Origin of the sequence: Trichocoleus sp. FACHB-40, assembly GCF_014695915.1 — a bacterium.
Classification (GTDB): Bacteria; Cyanobacteriota; Cyanobacteriia; order Cyanobacteriales; family FACHB-T130; genus Funiculus; species Funiculus sociatus.
In genome coordinates this window covers 95,830-118,642 of record NZ_JACJPF010000107.1, presented here as the reverse complement: position 1 = coordinate 118,642, position 22,813 = coordinate 95,830, and the positions used below count along the sequence as shown (strand labels likewise).

The window sequence follows — 22,813 nt, the reverse complement described above, 5'->3', positions numbered from 1 at the left end:
TCTAAGGTTAACCCATGAAAAAACCTAATTGTAAATTGCAAAAAAAATTCAAACCCTTTGAAATTCCTCTTTAGCTTGCCGATATTTGGCTGCTTTCTTAGCTAACACCTCTTTAGTAATTTCATTGTCTTCATAATCCTTCTTAGCTAATTTATAATCCAGCTTTTTCAACTGATAATCTTGTTGCTTTAACGTACCCTCAACCGAGCTAAGCCAGTTAATAAACCCCAAATATTGAACTGCCCAATCAGGATTTCCCGTCCCAAAAATTGTTTTGTCTTCCAAAGCATTATTTAACACTCTGTTAGGGATAACGCGCATGGCATCCGAAGAAACCTTTTTATTAAAGGTATCTTTAACTGGTGCCTCAGGACTCACAGTTTTGAGCTGCAACTGAGTTACTTGAGTTGAACTAGAACTGGGTTGCGCCCGCAAGGATTGTACAGGAGCAGCCCTCAGTATTCCAGCAACGGCGATGGAAATCATAAAACCACCAGCAGCGGCGGCAATTAAGGAAATATTATCTTTCATAACTCACAAAAGTTGTATTGTCAGAGTTGAGTGGTCAGCGGTCAGCGATCCGTTGCGAATGACTGTTAGTGGTCAGTGGTTAGCAATCCGTTACGAATAACTAATGACCACTAAAATATTTGACTCTACTCAGGGGATTTTTGGTTCCAATTTTCTCTCCGCAATCGGGGATTGACAAACTCGCTCAATCCTTCTCCTAGTAGAGACAAGCCTACCACCATCAGCGTCATCGCCAAACCAGGGAACAAAGTTGTCCACCAAATGCCCGTAGGTAGAGCATCCAGAGCCTGACGTAGATCGTAGCCCCATTCTGGAACCTGATCGGCAAGTCCCAATCCGAGAAATCCCAAACTACCTAAAATCAAAATTGCATCAGCAGCATTCAGGGTGAACAACACTGGTACGCTCTGAATCACGTTGAGAAACAGGTAGCGAGAGAGAACCGTCCAGGTGTCTGCTCCCATTGCTTGTGCAGCTTCGATGAACAGTTCATTTTTCACGCTGGCGGTGTGGTTGCGGACAACGCGATAATATTGGGGAATGTAAGATATGCTAAGCGCGATCGCTGCATTGAAAACCCCCCGCCCCACCACAAATGCCAGCGTCACTGACAGTAACAGCCCCGGCAAAGTATAAATTGTATCCATGAAAAAGAGCAGCACCCGATCTGGTCTGCCGCCCAAATAACCACTGACTAAGCCCAGTGGCACCCCAATGACAACACTCAAGAGTGTTGCCAAAATCACTACTTGCAACGCTGCTTGGCTCCCAAACAGTGTGCGCGAAAAAACATCGTAGCCTTGGCGACTCGTACCAAACCAATGACGTAACGAGGGCGGTTCGTGAATTGGGTTAGCCAAAGACTCCAGCGGATTTTGCAGCCATCCCCAAGCCTGAAACGCGGGAGCAAAAATAGCTGTCACCACGAAAATCAGCGTAATAACCAGCCCCACCCACATCATCTGCATAGACAGACTGGGGCGACCAGATAAACGCAAAAATGGAAGTTTGGTAAGGGTCATAGGCTTCTGTTCAACTTGGCACATCAACGCCCTGAGGCTACACAAAAGAAGTTATACCAATTTGCCCTACAATGCTAACTATTTGCTCCCGCCCATAGAGCTAAAAAAGGAAAGAACAGAATTTGTTTGACACTCGAAAAATGTTATTAGCCCGCCTTCGCGGGCTAAGTTTGTGTAGCCGCGACTTGAGTCGTCAGGCTACATATATTGTTCAATCATTTGACGAAACTGGCTCTTTTGCTTCACTCCCTTCATTTCGCCCACTAATTCCTTATTTTTGAAGAATTGCACCGTGGGCGTTCCGGTAACACCAGCATTCTCGGCAATTTCCCTATCTTCCGCGATGTCAATCTCCACAAAGTGAATTTTGCCATCGAACTCATCCACCACCTTATTTAAAATCGGCTTCAGAGTGTGACAAGGGCCGCAGTTGGGAGAAACGTATTTCACCATCAACAGGCGATCGCTATTATGATACAACTTCCGCAGCGCATAACCACCCTCATGTCGCGTCGCTTGCAGGTTAAACGCTTCCTCTGGGTTAATTTCAGCTACTTTATCCCCAGGCGCATCTGCTGGTGTATCTGGCTCTTCAGACGTGTGGATCTGCTGACGGGACTCCTGAATCAAACCATTAACAGAAAGCCACCGTTCCGCCAACATCGCCGCCATACAGCCAGTACCAGCAGCAGTAATCGCCTGACGAAACTCATGATCCTGAACATCGCCAGCAGCAAAAACGCCCTCAACGCTGGTTTCCACAAAACCTGGTTTCGTCACAACGTAACCAACCTCATCCAGTTCCAACTGTCCCTGAAATAAAGATGTGTTCGGCTTATGTCCAATCGCGTAGAATAAACCCTTAACAGGTAAAACGCTCTCTTCCCCAGTCTGAGTATTCTGGAGTTTGACACCCATCATGCGATCGCTTTCACCGACAACATCCACAGGCTGAGAATTCCAGTGAACCGTAATCTTGGGGTTATTCAAAACCCGATCCTGCATCGCCTTACTTGCCCGCATCTTCTCTGTGCGTACCAACATATGAACGCGAGATCCATACTTAGTCAAGTAAACCGATTCTTCCGCCGCCGAGTCGCCACCCCCAATCACAGCCAGTTCCGCACCGTGGAAAATCGGTGTCGCACCATCACAGATAGCACAAGCCGAGATCCCGCGACTCCAAAACTCATGTTCGCTAGGCAATCCCAGCCGTTTCGCCGTTGCCCCAGTAGCAATTACAATACTATGAGTCCTAACTTCTCGTTCCTCAGAACGCACAGTAAAAGGACGTTGACTCAAATCCACCGCGATCGCATCCTCAGTGTATAATTCAGCCCCCCAACGCTCAGCCTGAGCCTTCATCCGATCCATCAACTGCGGCCCCGTAATCCCCTCCGGAAACCCCGGAAAGTTCTCCACCTCCGTCGTTGTCATCAGCTGTCCGCCAGGTAGTCCCCCAGCTTGAAAGCCTTCAAACACAACAGGTTTCAGATTCGCCCGCGCCGCATAGATAGCAGCAGTATACCCCGCAGGGCCAGAGCCGATAATCACTAAGTTCTCTACTGTTGGGTTGCTCATAAAGTTATATAAACTCATAACGACTACGTTTTATTTGATTATAGCGGTTCTGGGGGTAAGGGGAAGGGATCGCCAGAAACTTTTGCTCATTTAGTATATTTCTGCCCTAAAAGTGGGAACACTTGAATAGCAACGCTGACATCAACTATATTTTGACCCACTTCCAAGACAGGCAAAAACTCAGCATCAGGATAAATTTCCAATGAACGACCAAACATCAGATTTACTAGAAAAAATCCGTCAGCAATTTGAAACTTCTCCTTATCCTAGAGTTCCACTAGATAAATCACCAAAGTCTGACCCTAATTTGCTTTATATTCATAACCTAGTAACCCCTTACTATTTAAGAAACCAAAAGGTTATAGACACTAAAGGTAAAGTGATTTTAGATGCAGGTTGTGGCAGCGGCTACAAATCCTTAATTCTAGCTGAAGCTAATCCTGGCGCAAAAATTGTAGGAATTGATTTATCAGAGGAGTCTGTAAAACTATCGCGTCAACGCTTGCAACACCACGGATTTGAGAATGCCGAATTCTATACCCTCTTGATAGAGGATTTGCCAACTTTAGGCATAGAGTTTGACTACATTAACAATGATGAAGTCCTTTATCTCCTACCTGATGCAGTTTTAGGATTGCAGGCAATGAAAGCCGTTTTAAAACCAGAAGGAATCATTCGTACTAACCTGCATAGTTCACTACAGAGGAGCATTTTCTTTCGCGCTCAAGAAGTTTTTAAAATGATGGGTTTTATGGATGAGAACCCCCAAGAGATGGAAATCGGTTTTGTTCGAGAAACTATGGGGGCTATGAAAGATCAAGTTCTTCTCAAGTTGCAGACCTGGAATCCTAATTATGAAATAGAAGACGAGCGGATTCTAGCAAATCACTTACTTCTAGGTGATAAAGGTTCTACTATACCTCAAATGTTCTCGGCTTTGAGAGCTGCTGATTTAGAGTTCATCAGCATGGTGCAGTGGCGACGATGGGACTTAATGGATTTGTTTAATAATCCTGACGATTTACCTGCATTTCTGGCACTAGCTCTCCCCGAAACTTCTGTGGAAGAGCAACTGCATCTGTTTGAACTTTTACATCCTGTCCATCGTCTGATTGACCTCTGGTGCGGTCATATAAACCAAGCCAAGCCTTTTGTACCAATTTCTGAGTGGACGACCTGTCACTGGCAAGAAGCGCAGGTGTCTCTGCATCCTCAACTGAGAACCCCGAAATTAAGAGAAGACCTTGTAGCTTGTATTTCTGAGCTAAGAATGTTTGAAATTAGCCAGCATCTTCCCATTCATGAGGGGTTTGTCAATATAGACAGCTCAAGTGCAGTGTGCCTGCTACCATTGTTGGACGAGTCTCAGTCGATGATGTCTCTGGTGAAGCGCTGGAAGCAAGTCAGACCTGTTCATCCTGTAACTTTAGAGCCTACAGATGAGGGAGAGGCTTTTGAGATAGTCAAACAGCTACTGACTCGGCTGGAGAGCCTTGGTTACGTGCTGCTGGAGTGCTGCGCCTAAGGTTGCTGGGATGTATCCCTAAAATTTTTTTTTCACAGGGTGATATGAAAGTGAGCGGAAGTGGGTAAGTTAAATCCAACAGATAGAAGTTACAGCATCCCGCACCTCAAGGAGAAACCTTTCATGAAGACCGAACTAAAAGCTAAGTTCCTGCAACACCTAAATCAGAAAAAGCAAGACGAAGGTTTCACTCTGATTGAACTTCTCGTCGTTATCATCATCATTGGTATCTTAGCTGCCATTGCCCTCCCATCCTTCCTTAACCAAGCCAACAAAGCTAAGCAGTCTGAAGCTAAGACATATGTCGGCTCAATGAATCGGTCACAGCAAGCTTACTATTTAGAGAAAAATACTTTTGCGGCTAATGATGGCTTCGGTAAGCTGGGTCTTGGCGTCGCAACCCAGACGACTAACTATAAATACGTGATTCAGCCTGCAACTGCTCCGGGCACTGGTATCTCCAATGTCACCAACCAGGCACAGCAGGTATTAGCAGCGGCTCCAATCAAAGCATACATTGGTGGCGTAGGGGTAGGAACAGTGCAAGCTACAAGTGAGGCAACCACGCTGGCCCTATTGTGCGAAGGTCAGAAGGCTCTTGTAACCGGCGGTGTGAATGGCCAGCAACTTGTAGCTCCTCCAGCTGCTGGCGGACAAACCTGCCCTGCCGGTTACGACGCCATTAAGTAGTAGAGAAGAAAGTCTCGCTCTGCTGGCGCTTTACTGGTGTTAGTAAGGCTTAATTAAAAAGGCTTGATTATAGCTTTTGCTAGAGTGGGTAGTATATTCTACCCACTTTGTTTTATTTACATAATAGCGAGGAAAGTGATCTCGCAGAGTTTTAATTGGAAGAATGCGAGTGATATGCTCACTGCAAAAAACAATCTTTTATGACTGGTGAAAAATCTCCTACTGATGTGACAAACTGGCAGCAGCAAGCCTATCAATATCTAATCCAAGAGGACTATCGAGAGGCCGCCAACCTCTATGAACAGCAGCTCGAAGCTGAACCTGATATCAGATCCCACTACTGGCATTTGGGGCTACTATTGCTATTACAGGAGCAAGAGGCAGAGGCTCAGACAACCTGGATGCTGGCAATGGCAGAAGCAACGCCAGAACAGGTTGAACTTGCAACAACGGAACTGCTCCAAGTTTTGCAAACCGAAGCCGAACGGCGCGAGGTGCTTGCGGACTATTCAGTTGCTTGGGCAATCCGACAGCATATCAGGGAGATAAACCCCAGCGATATCAATAATTTATTACATCTGCTTCGACTCTCAATCGAACTTGACACCCTTACTAGAGAAGATTTCACTTCCCTGGGACTGATCCAGATGCTCCAGTCAGGGGAAGGAACAGGAGTTAACCCTGATTTAATGCTGGAGGTGTTACGGAGCATATTGGATTACGCACCGCATGAACCACTATCGATTGAGTTCACAGAAGCCTGTTTATCTTATGTTCATGAATCTCAAGCTTTGCTCGATGTACTCCTGTCTGCATCGATCAAAATTGGTTATTCGATGAAGCTGTTCGCCCTGGCAGCTCATATTGCTAATTTAGCTCTATCCTTAGATGCTAAAAATCAGGAGGTTTTGAGGCATTTAGCTACTTTTTATCAGAATGCTGGTCAATATGATGAAGGCATAAAAACGGCTAGGTTGTGCTACTCTCTAATGCAAACCTTACCCGATAAAATTTTTGCTAATCATTTAATTTTGAGAGGGTTAATGAGTGCTGGCGGTTATTGGGAAGAAGCAGTTGCTGCTTTTGGTCAGCACGAATCATTACTCCTGTCACTAATTAAGGAAAATCCTCTTTCTCTCGACCAAACGCCGACACTTCGTCTGTTTACACCGTCATTTTTCTTTCCTTATTTTAAAGATGCTCCCAGAAGTAACCGTTCAATTCAGAATGGAGTAGTTCAGGTTTGTCAGTCTAATGTTCATTTTTATGCTAAAGAACAAGCGGAACAATATCATCAACGCTCATTGCTTAATCCGAGAAATGTTCCTACTAAACCTCTCAAAATTGGATATTTATCCCATTGCCTAAAAACCCATTCTGTAGGCTGGCTAGCACGCTGGATTTTTCAGCATCACGATCAACAGCGATTTGAGGTCAATGCTTATTTGGTAAACTATCAACCATATATAAATGACCCTTTAGAAGAAAAACTTATTGAGCAGGTGAACAAAGCCCATAAATTGGGAATTGATGGTCTTGCAATTGCCGAACAAATTTATCAGGATGAAATCGATATATTAATTGATCTGGATAGTATCACCCTGGATATCAGTTGTGAGGTGATGGCGTTGAAACCTGCGCCTGTTCAAGTTACTTGGTTAGGCTGGGATGCATCGGGACTACCTGCAATTGATTATTTTATCGCTGACCCCTATGTTTTACCAGACTCTGCTCAAGATTACTACTCAGAGAAAATCTGGCGTTTGCCCCAAACCTATATAGCTGTCGATGGTTTTGAAGTGGCTGTGCCAACTCTACGCCGGGATCATCTGGATATTCCCAACGATGCAGTGATATATTTCAGCGCTCAAAGGGGCTTTAAGCGTCATCGTGATACAGCACGGTTGCAAATGAAGATTCTTAAAGAAGTGCCAGATAGTTATTTCTTAATCAAAGGTTTATCTGACCAAGAATCAATCAAAATCTTCTTTAACCAGATTGCCGAAGAAGAGGGCGTAAATAGCGATCGCCTGCGATTCCTCCCAGAGGTCGGCTTAGAATCTATCCACCGTGCCAACTTGGGCATTGCTGACGTGGTACTAGATACCTATCCCTACAACGGAGCTACCACTACATTGGAAACTCTTTGGATGGGGATTCCATTGGTAACGCGAGTTGGGGAGCAATTTGCCGCGCGTAACAGTTATACCATGCTGATGAATGTAGGCGTAACCGAGGGAATTGCGTGGACAGATGAAGAATATGTGGAATGGGGTGTCCGCTTGGGGAAAGAAGCTGCTTTGCGCCAAAAAATAGCTTGGCGGTTAAAACAATCAAGGCAAACATCTCCATTATGGAATGCTAAGCAGTTTACCCGCGAAATGGAAAAAGCCTATGAGCAGATGTGGGCTAAGTATCTTGAAAGCAGATAGAATTTAATTGAAATTGAAATTGATGAGGCTGTTGACATGACAACACTTAAGCTCCATATTGGAGGGACAGAACCGCATCCCGACTGGAAGATATTAGATATTGAGGCTCGTCCAGAAGTTGATTTCGTGGGCGACGCTGCCCAGTTAACTCAATTTGAAGATAATTCTATTGAAGCAATCTATGCAAGTCATGTTCTGGAACATTTTTATTATGGACTTAATGATGAATTAATTAACGTTCTTAGAGAATGGTATCGCGTACTTCAACAAAACGGAAAGCTTTTTATCAGCGTACCTGATTTAAAAGTTTTATGCTGGCTTTATCTTCATCCTAGCTTAATGCCGATGGAGCGATACCAAATCATGCGAATTATCTTTGGTGGTCAAACTAATCAGTATGATGTTCATAAGGTAGGTTTTGATGTTGATATTTTAGCTTTGTACTTAGAGGAAGCTGGCTTTCAAAACTATCAAGCAGTACCAGAGTTTGGTTTATTTAAGGACTGTAGCAGCCTTCGGCTTGTAGATACTTTAATTAGTCTCAATGTAGTGGCAACAAAGGCTGAAACATTTAAAAGCTAGACGATTACTCACTAATTACAGTTTCCGGCACTTCATTTTGAGCTAAGGTTTAAAGTAGCACAAACTGTGATAGTGTCTACCTTCTTGCCATAACTTAGGAAGTTTACTAGATGTTCTTTCTATCTCGTCAGAACTTAAGCCAATTGATAAGTGGTTTCATCGTTTCTATATTATGTATGTTAACAATTGGCTTCCTGCAAGTACCTCAACTAAACAAACTCAGGACGAAGCCGAAAAGTGCTTCAACGGAATATTCAAAAAGAGAAGTTGAGTCAGAAAAATTACGCCTCAATCTGCTTCAAAATATTCCTAATTTTAGTTTTAATAATCTTTTTGCAAACTGGACATTTTTGGAATTTTTGACGTATTTCGGTGATGAAGCGGCACGGGAAAAGACTGGTTATAGTCTTAGTCAAGAATATTTTGAGATAATTGTGGAGCGAGATCCGCGTTTCTTAAAAATGTATCAGTTTCTTCCTACCAGTATTTCTATGTATGCAGGTATGCCAGAAAAATCTGTTGCGCTTATGGAGAAAGGGTTAAGGTCGATTGCCAAGAAGCCGCTTCCAAAGTCTTATTATGTCTGGCGTTATAAAGGGACTGATGAATTGTTGTTTTTAGGGGATGCCCAAGCTGCTAGGAAATCATTTGAAAAGGCAGCGGAGTGGGCGAGTGTTTATGCTGATCCAGAGAGTCAGAATGTAGCCGCTATTTCTCGCCAAACTGCCCAATTTTTAGCCCGCAATCCTAACAGCAAGTATGCTCAAGTGGGTGCTTGGTCAATGGTTTTACAGAATGCGGTTGACGATCGCACACGCCAGATTGCGATAAGTCGCATTGAGGGGTTAGGTGGCAAAGTTGTTATTACGCCGGAAGGAGAGGTGCGGATTCAGCTACCGGAAAAAGATTAAAGGGATACTGGGCTTCAAAAATAAAACTGCCCTACAGCAAAACCACTGTAGAGCAAGAGGACAGTTAAACGCTTTCTTTAGTTTCCGGAAATTTCGCATCCAGCGACTTATCCTTTGTGACGGTATTTACAGTGTCCATTGTCAGCTGAATAGATGCGGCGTGTTTGTTTGCTAAATCAGCTGGTTTAACAACACCCCTAGACTAAACCCGGCCATCGATACAATCGCGATAATCCAAAACGATTGTGTTCCACTGAAACCAGCAGTCTGAAGGTCTAGTCTGGTTAATGCCCCTGCTGAGAGTAGAACAAGAATATGAGCAAAAAAACTAAACCATGTCATGATGAAAACTCCGGCTAAAGCACTTGCAATCACGCAGAGGAAAGCTCTGGTGTCGGAGTTCATCCACTGGGAGAAAAAGGCTCTCAGGAGTGTTAGGGGAGCGGTTAAAAGCAAAGCAATGAGTATGACTAAAGCTGTTTCAATCAGCCAAAAATTCCAAGAGAAATTAGAGGAAAACAACCAGCCGAATACGCTATATGTAACCAGAAGCAGTGCCAGAGTTGCCCAAGGCAATTTCTTCAGGAAAGACATTCATTAGTGGCGCTCATTTTAGCGACGGATTTGTTTAACACGACATTACACTGAAATGGTAAACTTTCGGCATTTTTGTCAGAATTTTTATAGGCTGCCGAGGAAGCTTTGCGAGTTATTTTCTTCTGTGATTAGGATCACAGGAAAAGATGATCGATATCGTCTTCAACAAGTTCCTGAATGGGCATACTAAGAGACGACTGAACTCTAGCCGAGTCATCAATAGGGAACACACGACCAGCCGACAGGTTCTGTAGAGGGACCGTCGGTTTTTTGTTTGTAATTATTAGCAATCCAGATTAGCAATTGAGGCGATAGGGAATTCTGGGAATGGGCAACTTTTTATCGCCTATCAGCAGAATTACTTATCGCCTCCCTACTACGCTTATCGCCCACTTGGGCTAAGGGCTAAAAACGCTAGAATTAAGACATGGCTTGAATGATGTAATCAAAGTAGGGAGCGGCTGCGATCGCATCTTCCTCTCCCAGTAAGTCAAGAGATGCTTTTTTCAAGCAACGGATTGACTCAACCATGCCTGGAACAGGAACGCCGAGGGAGTTATACATTTCCCGCACACCAATCAAACCAATTTTTTCAATCGGTTCTTTGTCACCTGCGAGGACTCCGTAGGTGATTAGACGCAAGTACCAGCCATAATCGCGCAGGCATAGCGCCCGTTGGCGCTCCCCGTAGGCATTACCGCCAGGGGCGATAAAGTCGGGGCGTTTCTGCCAGAGTTGCTTGCTGGCTTCTTGAACAATTTTTTTCTCATTTTCGGCTAGCGTGGCAGCAATCCGCGTCCGCTGTAGCCCTGTTTCCAAAAATTCTTTGATGCTCTTGAGTTCGCCGCTGCTGGGATAACGCAGTTCGTCGTCGGCTTTGAGAATAACTTGGCTTATTACACTCATGGTATTGGGATATATCGGGATATCATTCGTTAGTTTAACGACTTGGTGGGACACAAATAAAGGGAAGGAAATACTATGTCACTAACAAAAGTGCTGGATACGGGTGCCAACGGGGCTAATGAAGCTCAGTGGAAACAAGGTGAATTGGTAGAAGCGGTCATTAGCGATCTCAGTGATAGCGGTGAAGGAGTGGGACGAATCGGGGACAGAGTGGTATTTGTAGCAGATACTGTTCCCGGCGATCGCGTCCTAGTTCGATTAGTACGAGTCAAACCCCAATACGCTCATGGTAAGCTGCACGAGATACTAGAAGCGTCCGCTTCGCGCATCCGCCCTGGCTGTATCGTCGCAGATAAGTGCGGCGGCTGTCAGTGGCAACATATTAACTATGAGTTTCAGCTTGAAGCCAAGCGCAATCAAGTCATTCAAGCCCTACAACGCATCGGCGGATTCAACCAGCCACCAGTCGCTCCCCTCCTGGCAGCGGAATCTCCTTTAGGTTATCGCAACAAAGCCACCTATCCCCTAAAAAGGTCATCCACAGGTCAAGTACAAACAGGATACTACCAAAAAGGCAGCCATCACCTGATTAACCTGAATCAGTGTCCAGTGCAAGATCCCCGCTTAAATCCCCTACTTGCTGAAGTCAAGCAAGACATCCAAAAACGGGGTTGGGGAATTTACGACGAAAAACTGCACCGGGGGAAAGTACGTCACCTATCCCTGAGGATTGGACGACGCACTGGTGAAATATTGCTGACTTTGGTAGTAAAAGACTGGAACTTGGTAGATATTGAGGCTCAAGCGCAAGAATGGCTAACTCGCTATCCACAGTTAGTGGGTGTCTCGCTGAATCTCAACCCAGACCGCACAAATGCCATTTTTGGGACAGAAACTCGTTGTATTGCTGGTCAATCTTACTTGTGCGAGGAATTCGCTGGCTTACAGTTCCAGGTGCGCCCGGATACATTTTTCCAGGTATATACAGAGCAAGCTGAAGGATTGTTGCAAGTCATTGTAGATCAGTTGAATCTGCAAGGCAACGAGGTGCTAGTTGATGCCTACTGCGGCATTGGCACCTTAACTCTACCCTTGGCGCAGCGGGTGCGGCAAGCAATTGGCTTGGAGGTGCAACCAGAAGCCGTTGAACAAGCAACTCTGAATGCTCAGTTGAATAATATTACCAATGTGACGTTTCAGACGGGAGCAGTGGAGACATTACTACCGCAGCTAGATGTCACGCCAGATATTGTGTTAATTGATCCCCCGCGCCAGGGATGCGATCGCGCTGTACTCGAAAGCCTCCTCAAAACTAAGCCCCGCCAGATTGTCTACGTCAGTTGTAAACCTGCTACCCTAGCCCGCGACCTCAAATTATTGTCTCAAGGAAATAGCGACTATCAATTAACCCGTGTACAACCCGCTGACTTCTTCCCGCAAACGTCTCACGTCGAGTGCGCCGCCTTCTTGGTACTAAACGATCCCACCTAACCAAGCTTTTTGTTCACCTTAAAGGTAGCTTTTTTCGCAGATTTTGTTACAATAAAGGAGGTGGTTTTCCCTACTACTTATGGGCTGGAAACCACACCTCTAGAGGTCACAAGGCAAGCGAATTAGTCGCTTTTTGTTGGCAAACTTGCCAAAACCAGCAGCGAACCAACAAAAAGGTAATTAATCTCATCTTAATAAAAATGAGATTACCGTGCTTTGCATAGGAAATCCAAAGCTTGTGGCGTAGGCGTATAAAGCCTGGACATCATCTCGAAGATACCTATGATGCTGTTTCTTCCCTTACGAAAAGATGAGTCCAAAACTACAAGCCTCAAAACTTACAAGTCTCAAAGGTGTATAGCGCTAACGCGCATACCCGTCAGGATCGGACTGTTAATTCTATTGAATGAAAGTCTAGAGGTTTTTTTGAGTGATTGCTATCTCACAGCGTCCGATGGGACGAACTTCGGGCATGATTAGCTTCGCTTCTACCCTCTATCTTTGCCCCGTTCTGGATCTGCTGCTAGCAGAGATTCCCGAAAGGTGGCAAGCGGAAATTAGACTAGGGCTGCAAGAAGCGCTAGTCAATGCGGCGAAACACGGGAATAAGCTAGATCCTAGTAAAACGGTTTCGGTACGCTTTTCGGTGGTAGAAGGTCAGTATTGGTGGGTAATCTCAGACGAAGGAGTGGGCTTTTCTCCTCCCTGTGACTGCCGTTGCGATCCCGAAGAATTCCTCCCTCACGATGAGTCTGAAAGCGGTAGAGGGATGTGTATCCTACACCAAATCTTCGATCAAGTTCACTGGAACAATCAGGGAACGGAACTGAGACTCTGCAAGCAAGTCAAAAATCGCTTCCGTAACCCTCTGATTCGGTAAAAAAGGCAAAAGTAAAAAACAAAAAAATAAGTTTAATAACTAATTTAACTTTTTTGTTTAACTTTTCTTTTTTATCTTTACTTTTGCCTTCCTTTAGCGACCATGTGTTGGACAAGGTGGTGCTGAGATAGATTTGTCTAGCCATCCGGAAGCCTGCTGGAAGCGAACCAAGGCTTCTTCTGACTGATCTTTTAGGAGAAATACCAGTGCGGCGGCGGCTTGTTCGCCAGCGCGAACTTTGCGGTTAGACTTGAGACGATGCCAATCATTGGGAGTAATGGCAAGACGTTCTGCTAGGGCTTGAGCTAGTTCTAAGGTAGTAAATTCGTTCAAAATGGCGGTTTTAGAAAGCTGGGTGGGTTGAGACATACTGTAAAGTTGGTAATTGGTAATTGGGAAAAGTTAGGAGCCTGGAGTCAAGAGTTGTTAATTTAAAACTCATAACTCAAAACGCGATATATCGCGTCTCCACAAAACCCTTGAAGGTATCGTATTTATCCCTACTGTAGTGTATGCCGCCCGAAGCGCCCCTGCCATCGTCCAGCGATGAAGTAGATTTAAGCCAAGAAATCGCAGAAGTTGAGCAAAATCTTGCCCTCCTCAAAGAACGTTATGCTCAAGTGCAGCAAGACACGCAGCGTCAGGGTGAACTTCAGCAGCGTTTAAACTCTGTGCAGAAAGAATTACGTCGCAACCGATCCCAGGAAGTGCAAGCCGAGTTACAGCGCCTCAAACAAGAACTCGAAACCATAGAATTTAACCTAGAAAGCCGTCTATTTTCTTGGGACGCTTTTAAAGAACCTTTTTGGCAAGCTGTCCGCTTTGCAGGACTGGGCATTGTTGTAGGCTGGATACTAAAGTCCTGTGCTGGATAGATTGATTTTGGGCGAGGTAGAAATATGGTGAAGCGGATTGTAGATATTTTAGGAAATGGTCAACCTGAAGAATCTGTCACAGTTCAGGGCTGGGTACGCACGAAACGGGAATCGAAGGAATTTGCCTTTCTGGAAGTCAATGATGGCTCATCAATGGCTAACCTGCAAATTGTACTCAATCAGGATTTGCCAAACTACGCCGAGGTAATTAAGCAGCTAAATACTGGTGCATCCGTAGAAATTGCTGGGGTGCTAGTACCTTCTCTGGGGAAAGGACAGCGGATTGAGTTAAAGGCCCAAACGGTGAAAGTCTATGGGGAGGCTGATCCCGAAAGTTATCCCCTGCAAAAGAAACGCCACTCGTTTGAGTTTTTGCGGACAATTGGACACTTGCGATCGCGTACTAATTCCTTTGGCGCAGTTTTCCGCGTCCGCAACGCCTGCTCTTACGCCATCCACCAATTTTTTCAAGAGCGGGGATTCCTCTGGATTCACACTCCCATCATCAGCGCTAGCGACTGTGAAGGCGCGGGAGAGATGTTTACCGTCACCAGCCTCAACCTGAAGAATGTTCCCCGTACAGAGGCTCAAGAGGTTGATTACAGCCAAGATTTCTTCGGTCGTCCCGCTTACCTTACCGTCAGCGGACAACTGGAAGCCGAAGTTATGGCGATGGCTTTTAGCAATGTATATACTTTTGGCCCCACTTTCCGGGCAGAAAACTCTAACACTTCTCGCCACTTGGCAGAATTTTGGATGGTGGAGCCTGAGATGGCTTTTTGCGACTTGGAAGGCGACATGGATTTAGCAGAAGCCTTCCTGAAGCACATTTTCAAGTATGTGATGGAAACTTGCCACGAAGACATGGAGTTTTTCAATCAGCGAATTGATAACTCCGTTCTCGCCACCGCTGAAAATATTATCAATAACCAGTTTGAGCGCCTGACTTATACGGATGCGATCGCGCTCCTTGAAAAAACTGATAAAACCTTCGATTATCCCGTCAAATGGGGCTTGGATTTGCAGTCAGAACACGAACGTTATCTGGCAGAAGAAGTATTCAAGAAACCCGTTATCCTCACCGATTACCCAACAGAAATAAAAGCCTTTTATATGCGCCTGAACGACGACGAAAAAACCGTCCGGGCAATGGATATCCTCGCACCAAAAATAGGCGAAATTATTGGGGGTTCGCAGCGAGAAGAACGGTTGGAAGTTTTACAGCGCCGGATAGAAGCTCAAGGTTTAAATCCGGCTGATTATTGGTGGTATCTCGACTTACGCCGATACGGAACTGTACCTCATGCTGGCTTTGGTTTAGGCTTTGAAAGATTGGTGCAATTTATGACCGGAATGGGCAATATCCGAGATGTAATTCCTTTCCCGCGTGCGCCTTTGACTGTGGATTTTTAAGCAGTGGCGGCAATAATTCCTATTGCCGAAAACATCACTACTTTTGCTCAGGTAGAGGATAAATTTAACCTCACGCAAGCAGACAGCGACGAATTTTTCTATAAGTGCGGAACCAACTGTACAAATCTCTGTTGAAGACAAAGAGGAAATCTATCGGGGAAGTATTGATGTTTTAGTGCTGCAAGAGCAATTATGGGTTTTGGTAGTTGAGTCGAAGCGTACAAACTTCGCCTTCTCTTTGGCAATACCGCAGGCTCTAACCTATATGATGGCTAGCCCCAATTCTGACAGACCAGCTTTTGGAATGGTGACTAATGGCGAAACTTTCATGCTCATAAAGTTGGTTAAACAAGGCAAACCGCAGTATGCTTTGTCAGATGATTTCTCCCTCTACCGTCGTCGCAATGAATTGTATGATGTAGTGCGGGTGTTAAGGCGAATTGGCAGAGCGATCGCGCATTCCTGATTCGCTTGATTTTAGGCTCAAGATTTACGAATGGCGGACGTTTGTGAGCCTCAGTCGAACGATGAAATGTGGTTTAAAGCAAAATGTTTTAAGTCGTGGATATAGCAATTTGTTTATGGCTGCTGAACGCCCATAAAACCGATAAATTTATCGAAACCGGGTTGAAAGATAGCATTTTTACAACTATAAATTAACTGGATCACGTTGTCGTCGATAGTGTAAAAAAACTTCCTGTTCAATTGTATGAACTGACAATAATTCCAGACGAGGTGCCAAATCTGGCAAAAATCCCGAACCTTCCACAGGTGTAGGCGCTGTTGCACCCCCCAGAATCATTGGACACACAGTTAGCCACAATTCATCGATCAAATCAACTGCAAACAGCGATGCTACCAGTTCCCCGCCCCCCAAAACAGCCAAATTTTGCAACCCCAACTCCCAAAACTGGGCAAAAGCAGCAATCCAGTTGAATCCCTTTCTTGTCGCCTCAACCACCAACACCCGCTCAAATTCTGCGCGTCCTTCCCAGCGTCTAGCACCAGCCTCTGTAGTAAGCAACCACCGGGGTACAGGTTGACGAAAAAAGCGCCATTGGGGATCTAAATCCCCTAATGAGGAGCAAACAATTTGCACAGGCTGCGGCGATTTGCCACACTGTAGTCGTAAGGTGAGTAGTTCTGGATTAGAAACGCTCAATGTTGTCCCATAAGCGCGGAGAGTACCTGCACCAAACAAAACGCCATCAGCTTGAGAAACTTGTTTTTCCAAGTGAGTGCGATCGCTACCAGAAGAAAACCTTGCGCGATCGCGCCGCACATCCGCAATCTTGCCATCAGCACTCATAGCTAAAACAACGGTCGTCGAAGGGCGTTTCCCGGCAAGATTTGCAGTCATGGCTGCTCAAGGCGATAAAATAATTAATTTTACATTAATTATTTTTTATACTGAGGTATTTGGTGTAGAAATTCTGCAAAGTCAACCTCCCCAGGCTATACGAGAATCAAAGAACCGTTCTAGGATGTAATGGATCTGTCAAAAAGTATCGCTTGCCCGACACGATTAACCAAGAAGAAAAGTAGGCTAATCAATACCCCATTCTGGCAAGGTGAGTTATTTATAGTTGTTACAGCTTGGGTTTTACACCTCAAATTAGAGACTTCCTATGGCTAAGCCGGGTCAATCCTCCTTCCGTCGCATCCTGCTGTCACGCATTTTGCTTTTGAGCGTCCCGGTGCTACTGATGGGGGTGTATGTAACCTACAGAAAAGCACGATCTAGCATACTGGAAACAGCTCGCCAAAATCTTACCGAAAGCGCGGTTAAGAAAGGAGAGAGCATTAGCGAGTCAATCAAAACGCTCTCTACCAACCTGGTGAGTGCAAGTGAATCAGTGGTGCTGCAATCGGGATCGCCATACCAAAAGCAAGAATTTTTAGGACAACTCGCTAAACAATTGCCTACGCAAGTCCAGTGCCTTCAGCTCGTCAGCATCGACACCCAAAATCTTGCCGCTAGCACTTGCGGGGAACAGGCAATTAGTGCATTTTCAGCTTCTGAGTGGTCACAGCAAGAAACGGCATTACTCTTAGACCCCTCTCAAGTGCAGGTGAAAGCGCTACTTCCGGGAACCTCACCGTTAGATTCTACTGCCAAGCCGAGTAAAAATGCCTCAAAAAGCCAACTCAGGTTGGTTTTAAGTGCGCCTGTTTATGACAGCACAGGTTCCCTCCGTTATGCCCTGAGCGTCCAGTCAGCCTTGCTTAAACAAGAGCGTGGCAAGCCGGGGTCTTTAATGGGCTATCCGGTGGTAATTGCCCAGGATGGAACGATTTTGGCGCATCCAATCGCCCAGCGAGTGGGGCGAAATATTGAGCAGGAGGCAGATGGCGAAAGACTCAAAACGGTGATGAAGAATGCGATCGCAGATCAACCGCCGAACTTTCTCCACCTGTTCTCTTTTGAAAAAAATGGTGTAGAATTACTAGCTGGCTACTCCGCAATTTCCAGTCCCATTACCACCCAGCCAGATCACAAGTGGATTATCTTAGCCGTCACTCGCCTAGACAGCGCCCTTTCTGGTCTGACAGAAATTCAACAAGTTCTGGTGGTTCTGACATTTGGCTTAATCGCCGCTAGCCTGTTAGCAACCCTGTATATATCTCGCGAACTGGCGCTACCTCTGGAGCAATTGCGAGATTACGCCGGAACTGAGGGACACCTACACTCAATAGACCGAGTTCCCCACAACTTCAAAATTCGAGAGTTCAATCAATTATCTGAAGCCCTCGATAGTATGGTAGAGCGGCTCAAAGCTTGGGCAGAAGAACTCGAAACTGCATGGAAAGAAGCACAAGCAGCTAACCAACTGAAAAATGAGTTTCTGGCGAATACTTCCCATGAATTAAGAACTCCTCTAAATGCCATCATTGGCTGCATCCGACTGGTACGGGATGACTGCTGCGATGATCGAGAAGAGGAAATGGATTTTTTACAGCGAGCCGATGATGCAGCTATTCACCTGCTGGGAATTATCAATGATGTTTTGGACATTGCCAAAATTGAAGCAGGCAAGCTTTCCGTAGTCTTAGAGCCACTTGATTTGAGAAAGTTGCTCAAGGATGTGATTGATTTACAGGCTGTTCAAATTAATCAGAAAGGTTTGCAGTTCATTACGCCAGACCTGCAAGAGCCAATTACTGTCCATGCTGATCCCGCAAAGCTCAAGCAGGTGCTGCTGAATGTCGTTGGCAACGCTACGAAGTTCACCGACCAAGGCAGCATCACCATTACCATCCGCATAGAGAAGCATCATGCCAAACAGGCTGCCCACAGCCTCTCCTCCCCTAGCCCTTCCTTAGTAGGAGGGCAAGAGGCAAGGCCTGAAGAATCAGTCTCTAACCTTTCTCGCAGCCTCTCGCCAACAGCCTTGAGTTCTGCCAAAGAACGCCTTTCACCGCCTTTGCTTGTTGTTGTGACGGTTCAGGATACCGGGATAGGTATTGAACCGGCTCAACAGCATAAACTCTTTCGCCCCTTTGTGATGATTGATGGTACAACCACGCGCAAGTTTGGCGGCACAGGCCTTGGTCTTGCTATTTCCCGAAACTTAATGGAATTAATGGGAGGTAGCATTACTTTGTCGAGTGCTGGGATAGGTTTTGGCACGGCGGTTGAGATTACTTTGCCTATATTAGATCCTTCAGCTTTGCCAATTGAATCTACCAATGGAGCTAAAAATTAAAAAGGAAAAATTGAACAATCCCTAATTTTTAATTGCCTGGGGAACAATAATTGTTCGTCCTCCCTGTTGCAAGGATTCGCTCAAACAACTGAGAATCTGTACTAGCTGGACACCAACCCAACCGGAAGAAATCGCAGAAGGTTGGTTTTGGCGGATAGATAAAAGAAAGCGATCGCAAACTCTCCCTAATGGTTCGCCCGGTTCCAGGCTGACCACTTCAAGGCTTTGATTAACTGGCGTGTAAGGACTACTATCGGTTTTTCCAAACCGTCCATGCTGAATAGTTAGGGGTGTCTCTGTCTGTAACTCATCAAAAATTAAAGTTCCCTCACTTCCCGCTACACACAAACGTCGCTGTTTATCAGGATTAAGCCAGCACAGATGAATAAATGCTTGAAAGCCACTGGGGTAGGTAAGCGTCACCCAAACTAAATCAGCCAAACCGCTTGTATTTTGACCCCCCTTTTTTAGCGGGGATTGAGGGGTATTAAATTGTGGATTTGGGATTTGGGATTCGGCTTCCTGTAGCCAGACAGTACCATTGGCTTGCACTTGAGTAGGTGTTTCCGAAAGCCAGTTGTTAAAAATAGCGATGTCGTGAATGGCTAAGTCCCATAAAGCATCAACATCAAAGCGCACTGGCCCTAAATGGGTACGGGCGGCGTAACCATAGCGCAAATCCCCCAAAATGCCTGAGAGAACTACAGCTTTGCCGCGCTCAACAGCTGGATGAAATAAATAGGTGTGGTCTACAAAAAGTTGCCGCTGCTGTTGTTGAGCTAACTCGCACAGTTGCAAAGAGTCAGATGGGTCGAGGGTAAGAGGTTTTTCTGCCAGGACGTGATAGCCAAGACGTAGAGCATCAGCGATCAGATTGTAGTGCGAAGAAGCTGGGGTAGCGATCACTACTGCCTGAACTTCTGGCATCAAGCGCACTTGTGACCACTCAGTTGCCAGAACAACATCAGAGTTTAACTCAAACCGCTTTTTTACTGCCTCCAAGCGATCGCGGCTATGGTCTACCACCGCCACCAGGCGAGCTTGGGGATGCTCCAGAAAATTTCGCACCAAGTGTACTCCCCATCGCCCAGCGCCCAACACAGCAACCCCAATCCTCTCTAAGCTATCAGCCATTAATTTAAACTTTGAACAATCAGTTTAAACTCCAGAATAACTTCTGACCGAGCTAGGGACTAGGGATTGGGGCTGGGGATTGGGAAATAGGGGCTAGGAACTAGGGGCTGGAGACTAGGGGCTAGGTAAGACTTTTCCCCAATTCCCAATCCCTCATTCTTCATCGCCTATGCTTAAAAAAGCCTCCTTAGCCGCAGCTTGTTCGGCAGCTTTTTTAGAGTGTCCTTTGCCTTGACCCAATAGCCGCCCCTGAAACCAAACCTCAGCTGCGAAACGCTCTGGATCGCCATGAAATCGTCTGTTTTCCTTGACGCGATATTCTGGAAGTGTTTGGTAATGGGCTTGCGTCCATTCTTGCAGGGCATCTTTATAATTTTGGTAGGCTGGGTCAGTGCGGATTTCTGATGACAGATATTTAAAGTGAGGGTCAAGCCACGGGCGCACCAGTTCCAATGTATGCGTACTTAGGTAGAGTGCGCCCAGCACAGCTTCAAAAGCGTCTGCCATCCGCGATGTCAAACCTGCTTTATCGCCAGCAGCACTTTCAGAAACCAGTAGGTAGCGATCCAGCCCATAACTATCAGCAATTCGGGCGAGAGTGCGATCGCTCACCAATACCTTCCGAATCGCCGAAAACTCACCCACCGAACAATTCGGATAAATTTCCCATAACAACTCAGAAGCAGCCATCCGCACTACGGCATCCCCCAAAAACTCCAGTTGCTCATAATTTCCCGATGGCGAGACTGTTGGGTGCGTCAGCGCCAAATCAAGAAGCGACCATTGCACTGGTGCCTGTTCTGGGAGTCCCAATTTTTGAATTAATTTCTCTAGTTGCTTCTGACGGCGAGGATCTTTGAAAGTCATAAACCGATATAGGGGCGAAGCATTGCCCCTGATAATTGCCTGAGATCAATTACAATTTTTGCTCACAAATGCTTTGCCCCAAAATCCCAAATCAAAAATAGAGGGAGAGAGTCGGACATAAGCCGGGTTCTGTTCTACCTAGCAGCTGTGCCGCCAGGAGGGCAGTTATCTATCTGGGACACCTGTTACCAGATGCCTCAAGCGGTTAAATTAGCGGAACCGGGAAAAGACCAACCGTGGTTCCTACCTTGCTCCCAACCGGGGTTTACCGAGCCAGCGACTCTCGACGCTGCTGGTGCGCTCTTACCGCACCTTTGCACCCTTACCAAGCAATTTTGAATCTAAAATCCAAAATTGCTTGGCGGTATCTTTCTGTGGCACTATCCTCACGGTCGCCCGCACTGGGCGTTACCCAGCAAGTTTGGTCTTTCGGGAGTCCGGACTTTCCTCAGACTCGGTATGAACGAGTCCGCAACCACCTGCGCCTACTCTCTCCCAAGATCCAGTGTTGCATAATTTCAAGCGCTATTCTATAACCGGAATTATCACTTTGCTTTCCGACATTTTTCAGCATAAATACTCAAATTTAGTAAAACTTAAAGAACAACAGCGGAAATTAGATTATCCTGATAAAAGAACTTTTAATGTAACTTTACAATTTGACTGAGTAAAGAAAATATGAGATGCATCATTAACCGCCGCGCTCAGTTTTCAGCAAGTCATCGGTACTGGTTGCCAGAACTGAGTGAAGCAGAGAATATTGAGCGCTTTGGTCGCTGCACTCAGTCGCCTGGACACGGACACAATTATGTTCTGTTTGTCTCCTTGGCGGGCGAACTGGATAAGTATGGCATGGTGCAGAACTTGTCACAGGTAAAACGGGTTATCAAGCAGGAAGTCACCAGCCAGTTAGACTTCTCTTATCTAAACGATGCCTGGTGGGAATTTCAACAAACTCTACCCACAACAGAAAATCTAGCGCGAACCATTTGGCAGCGACTCGCTCCTCACTTACCGCTGGTAAATATTCAACTATTTGAACATCCTGAACTCTGGGCTGACTATCAAGGAAACGGTATGGAAGCTTATCTGACAATTGGTACCCACTTTAGCGCTGCTCATCGGCTAGCGCTTCCCGATCTCAGTTATGAAGAAAACTGCGAGATATATGGTAAATGCGCTCGTCCCAATGGTCACGGTCACAATTATCATCTGGAAGTGACGGTCAAAGGCGAAATTGACCCCCGCACTGGGATGCTTGTCGATTTAGGAGCTTTGCAAAAGGTAGTAGATGACTATGTGGTGGAGCCGTTCGATCATACGTTCCTGAACAAAGACATTGCCTATTTTGCCTTAGTTGTTCCCACGGCAGAAAACATCGCCGTGCATATTCGCAATCTTCTGTCTTCTCCGATTCGAAAACTAGGAGCTGAGCTATATAAGATAAAACTGGTTGAAAGCCCGAATAATTCTTGTGAAGTTTACTGCACTGACACCGTTGCAGACGCAGGTGAGATGCAAAATAGCGATCGCGTTCTGACTCAGGTTTCCGCTTGAGGGTTCACCCGTCGCGATATCAATGAAAGCAGAATTAGGGAGGCTTTAGCCTCCCTTTGTTCTTCACACAAGCTTTTTGCTGTCTTTATCAAACTTTTTCCCAGAATTTGAG

At 45.7% G+C, this 22,813-nt stretch carries 22 protein-coding genes and 1 other RNA gene; 12 read left to right on the top strand and 11 right to left on the bottom strand.

What is annotated here, in order from left to right:
- Nucleotides 1-48: 48 nt before the first annotated feature.
- From H6F63_RS26295 to H6F63_RS30710, 4 genes are all read right to left on the bottom strand, one after another.
- On the bottom strand, nt 49-531 hold the full coding sequence (locus H6F63_RS26295) for a hypothetical protein (protein WP_190640287.1): 483 nt from the start codon (nt 529-531) through the stop codon (nt 49-51).
- 125 nt (nt 532-656) lie between these two features.
- Nucleotides 657-1,553 (bottom strand): ABC transporter permease, encoded by an 897-nt coding sequence (locus H6F63_RS26290; protein ID WP_190422198.1) that lies wholly within the window; start codon nt 1,551-1,553, stop codon nt 657-659.
- Nucleotides 1,554-1,751: 198 nt separating this feature from the next.
- A complete protein-coding gene (trxB, locus tag H6F63_RS26285; protein ID WP_190640283.1) occupies nt 1,752-3,134 on the bottom strand; it encodes a thioredoxin-disulfide reductase in 1,383 nt (460 codons plus the stop codon).
- 86 nt (nt 3,135-3,220) lie between these two features.
- Complete coding sequence (locus tag H6F63_RS30710) at nt 3,221-3,352, bottom strand: hypothetical protein (protein WP_277876497.1); 132 nt, start codon at nt 3,350-3,352, stop codon at nt 3,221-3,223.
- On the opposite strand from H6F63_RS30710, the gene H6F63_RS26280 reads away from it, so the two are divergent.
- The 5 genes from H6F63_RS26280 to H6F63_RS26260 all read left to right on the top strand — a co-directional run bounded on the left by H6F63_RS26280 (nt 3,337) and on the right by H6F63_RS26260 (nt 9,274).
- Nucleotides 3,337-4,659 carry a class I SAM-dependent methyltransferase gene (locus tag H6F63_RS26280; protein WP_190640234.1) on the top strand — a complete coding sequence of 441 codons (1,323 nt, stop codon included), beginning with the start codon at nt 3,337-3,339 and terminating at the stop codon, nt 4,657-4,659. The two genes, H6F63_RS30710 and H6F63_RS26280, sit on opposite strands and share 16 nt — an antisense overlap.
- A 123-nt stretch (nt 4,660-4,782) precedes the next feature.
- A complete protein-coding gene (locus tag H6F63_RS26275; RefSeq protein ID WP_190640233.1) occupies nt 4,783-5,349 on the top strand; it encodes a type IV pilin-like G/H family protein in 567 nt (188 codons plus the stop codon).
- A 200-nt stretch (nt 5,350-5,549) separates the two neighbouring features.
- A complete protein-coding gene (locus H6F63_RS26270) occupies nt 5,550-7,781 on the top strand; it encodes an O-linked N-acetylglucosamine transferase, SPINDLY family protein (RefSeq protein ID WP_190640231.1) in 2,232 nt (743 codons plus the stop codon).
- 36 nt (nt 7,782-7,817) lie between these two features.
- Nucleotides 7,818-8,363, top strand: a complete 546-nt coding sequence (locus tag H6F63_RS26265; RefSeq protein ID WP_190640230.1) for a methyltransferase domain-containing protein — start codon at nt 7,818-7,820, stop codon at nt 8,361-8,363.
- Between the two features lie 110 nt (nt 8,364-8,473).
- Nucleotides 8,474-9,274 carry a hypothetical protein gene (locus H6F63_RS26260; RefSeq protein WP_190640228.1) on the top strand — a complete coding sequence of 267 codons (801 nt, stop codon included), beginning with the start codon at nt 8,474-8,476 and terminating at the stop codon, nt 9,272-9,274.
- A 171-nt stretch (nt 9,275-9,445) separates the two neighbouring features.
- Here H6F63_RS26260 and H6F63_RS26255 read toward each other — a convergent pair whose 3' ends face one another.
- The gene (locus H6F63_RS26255; protein WP_190640226.1) at nt 9,446-9,868 is read right to left on the bottom strand and encodes a hypothetical protein; all 423 of its coding nucleotides are present in this window, start codon (nt 9,866-9,868) and stop codon (nt 9,446-9,448) included.
- Nucleotides 9,869-10,291: 423 nt separating this feature from the next.
- On the bottom strand, nt 10,292-10,777 hold the full coding sequence (gene apcD, locus H6F63_RS26250) for an allophycocyanin subunit alpha-B (protein WP_190422248.1): 486 nt from the start codon (nt 10,775-10,777) through the stop codon (nt 10,292-10,294).
- A 75-nt stretch (nt 10,778-10,852) separates the two neighbouring features.
- Here apcD and rlmD point away from each other — a divergent pair, with 75 nt between their 5' ends.
- Both rlmD and H6F63_RS26240 read left to right on the top strand, forming a co-directional pair.
- Nucleotides 10,853-12,268: a 23S rRNA (uracil(1939)-C(5))-methyltransferase RlmD gene (rlmD, locus tag H6F63_RS26245; protein WP_190640225.1), complete on the top strand. Its 1,416-nt coding sequence runs from the start codon at nt 10,853-10,855 to the stop codon at nt 12,266-12,268.
- Nucleotides 12,269-12,698: 430 nt separating this feature from the next.
- On the top strand, nt 12,699-13,148 hold the full coding sequence (locus H6F63_RS26240; RefSeq protein ID WP_190422216.1) for an ATP-binding protein: 450 nt from the start codon (nt 12,699-12,701) through the stop codon (nt 13,146-13,148).
- Nucleotides 13,149-13,241: 93 nt separating this feature from the next.
- Here H6F63_RS26240 and H6F63_RS26235 read toward each other — a convergent pair whose 3' ends face one another.
- Entirely contained in the window at nt 13,242-13,517 is a 276-nt protein-coding gene (locus H6F63_RS26235) for a DUF6439 family protein (protein ID WP_190640223.1), read from the bottom strand.
- Nucleotides 13,518-13,660: 143 nt separating this feature from the next.
- On the opposite strand from H6F63_RS26235, the gene H6F63_RS26230 reads away from it, so the two are divergent.
- From H6F63_RS26230 to H6F63_RS26220, 3 genes are all read left to right on the top strand, one after another.
- The gene (locus H6F63_RS26230; protein WP_190459279.1) at nt 13,661-14,023 is read left to right on the top strand and encodes a DUF2203 domain-containing protein; all 363 of its coding nucleotides are present in this window, start codon (nt 13,661-13,663) and stop codon (nt 14,021-14,023) included.
- 24 nt (nt 14,024-14,047) lie between these two features.
- Entirely contained in the window at nt 14,048-15,436 is a 1,389-nt protein-coding gene (asnS, locus tag H6F63_RS26225) for an asparagine--tRNA ligase (RefSeq protein WP_190640222.1), read from the top strand.
- A gap of 175 nt (nt 15,437-15,611) precedes the next feature.
- A complete protein-coding gene (locus tag H6F63_RS26220; protein ID WP_190640221.1) occupies nt 15,612-15,902 on the top strand; it encodes a hypothetical protein in 291 nt (96 codons plus the stop codon).
- Between the two features lie 183 nt (nt 15,903-16,085).
- On the opposite strand, the gene H6F63_RS26215 is transcribed toward H6F63_RS26220, so the two are convergent.
- Nucleotides 16,086-16,796, bottom strand: a complete 711-nt coding sequence (locus H6F63_RS26215) for a RibD family protein (RefSeq protein ID WP_190640219.1) — start codon at nt 16,794-16,796, stop codon at nt 16,086-16,088.
- 268 nt (nt 16,797-17,064) lie between these two features.
- On the opposite strand from H6F63_RS26215, the gene H6F63_RS26210 reads away from it, so the two are divergent.
- Nucleotides 17,065-19,143, top strand: a complete 2,079-nt coding sequence (locus H6F63_RS26210) for a hybrid sensor histidine kinase/response regulator (protein WP_190640218.1) — start codon at nt 17,065-17,067, stop codon at nt 19,141-19,143.
- 21 nt (nt 19,144-19,164) lie between these two features.
- Here the strand turns inward: H6F63_RS26210 and H6F63_RS26205 are convergent, their stop codons facing one another.
- From H6F63_RS26205 to rnpB, 3 genes are all read right to left on the bottom strand, one after another.
- Nucleotides 19,165-20,277, bottom strand: coding sequence for a Gfo/Idh/MocA family oxidoreductase (locus H6F63_RS26205; protein ID WP_190640217.1), 1,113 nt, complete (start codon nt 20,275-20,277; stop codon nt 19,165-19,167).
- Nucleotides 20,278-20,430: 153 nt separating this feature from the next.
- On the bottom strand, nt 20,431-21,144 hold the full coding sequence (gene rnc / locus H6F63_RS26200) for a ribonuclease III (protein ID WP_190422230.1): 714 nt from the start codon (nt 21,142-21,144) through the stop codon (nt 20,431-20,433).
- Between the two features lie 103 nt (nt 21,145-21,247).
- Nucleotides 21,248-21,636, bottom strand: an RNA gene (gene rnpB / locus H6F63_RS26195) — RNase P RNA component class A.
- Between the two features lie 186 nt (nt 21,637-21,822).
- On the opposite strand from rnpB, the gene H6F63_RS26190 reads away from it, so the two are divergent.
- Nucleotides 21,823-22,701, top strand: a complete 879-nt coding sequence (locus H6F63_RS26190; protein ID WP_190640215.1) for a 6-carboxytetrahydropterin synthase — start codon at nt 21,823-21,825, stop codon at nt 22,699-22,701.
- The last annotated feature ends 112 nt before the right edge of the window (nt 22,702-22,813 follow it).

Excerpts from the sequence above, each read along its gene's own strand:
- rnc (WP_190422230.1), bottom strand. The coding sequence starts at position 21,144 with ATGACTTTCAAAGATCCTCGCCGTCAGAAGCAACTAGAGAAATTAATT.
- H6F63_RS26235 (WP_190640223.1), bottom strand. The coding sequence starts at position 13,517 with ATGTCTCAACCCACCCAGCTTTCTAAAACCGCCATTTTGAACGAATTT.
- H6F63_RS26205 (WP_190640217.1), bottom strand. The coding sequence starts at position 20,277 with ATGGCTGATAGCTTAGAGAGGATTGGGGTTGCTGTGTTGGGCGCTGGG.
- H6F63_RS26275 (WP_190640233.1), top strand. The coding sequence starts at position 4,783 with ATGAAGACCGAACTAAAAGCTAAGTTCCTGCAACACCTAAATCAGAAA.
- H6F63_RS26260 (WP_190640228.1), top strand. The coding sequence starts at position 8,474 with ATGTTCTTTCTATCTCGTCAGAACTTAAGCCAATTGATAAGTGGTTTC.
- H6F63_RS26215 (WP_190640219.1), bottom strand. The coding sequence starts at position 16,796 with ATGACTGCAAATCTTGCCGGGAAACGCCCTTCGACGACCGTTGTTTTA.
- rlmD (WP_190640225.1), top strand. The coding sequence starts at position 10,853 with ATGTCACTAACAAAAGTGCTGGATACGGGTGCCAACGGGGCTAATGAA.
- H6F63_RS26265 (WP_190640230.1), top strand. The coding sequence starts at position 7,818 with ATGACAACACTTAAGCTCCATATTGGAGGGACAGAACCGCATCCCGAC.
- H6F63_RS26290 (WP_190422198.1), bottom strand. The coding sequence starts at position 1,553 with ATGACCCTTACCAAACTTCCATTTTTGCGTTTATCTGGTCGCCCCAGT.
- asnS (WP_190640222.1), top strand. The coding sequence starts at position 14,048 with ATGGTGAAGCGGATTGTAGATATTTTAGGAAATGGTCAACCTGAAGAA.
- H6F63_RS30710 (WP_277876497.1), bottom strand. The coding sequence starts at position 3,352 with ATGTTTGGTCGTTCATTGGAAATTTATCCTGATGCTGAGTTTTTGCCT.
- H6F63_RS26190 (WP_190640215.1), top strand. The coding sequence starts at position 21,823 with ATGAGATGCATCATTAACCGCCGCGCTCAGTTTTCAGCAAGTCATCGG.
- H6F63_RS26230 (WP_190459279.1), top strand. The coding sequence starts at position 13,661 with ATGCCGCCCGAAGCGCCCCTGCCATCGTCCAGCGATGAAGTAGATTTA.
- H6F63_RS26270 (WP_190640231.1), top strand. The coding sequence starts at position 5,550 with ATGACTGGTGAAAAATCTCCTACTGATGTGACAAACTGGCAGCAGCAA.
- apcD (WP_190422248.1), bottom strand. The coding sequence starts at position 10,777 with ATGAGTGTAATAAGCCAAGTTATTCTCAAAGCCGACGACGAACTGCGT.
- H6F63_RS26280 (WP_190640234.1), top strand. The coding sequence starts at position 3,337 with ATGAACGACCAAACATCAGATTTACTAGAAAAAATCCGTCAGCAATTT.
- H6F63_RS26255 (WP_190640226.1), bottom strand. The coding sequence starts at position 9,868 with ATGTCTTTCCTGAAGAAATTGCCTTGGGCAACTCTGGCACTGCTTCTG.
- trxB (WP_190640283.1), bottom strand. The coding sequence starts at position 3,134 with ATGAGCAACCCAACAGTAGAGAACTTAGTGATTATCGGCTCTGGCCCT.
- H6F63_RS26295 (WP_190640287.1), bottom strand. The coding sequence starts at position 531 with ATGAAAGATAATATTTCCTTAATTGCCGCCGCTGCTGGTGGTTTTATG.
- H6F63_RS26210 (WP_190640218.1), top strand. The coding sequence starts at position 17,065 with ATGGCTAAGCCGGGTCAATCCTCCTTCCGTCGCATCCTGCTGTCACGC.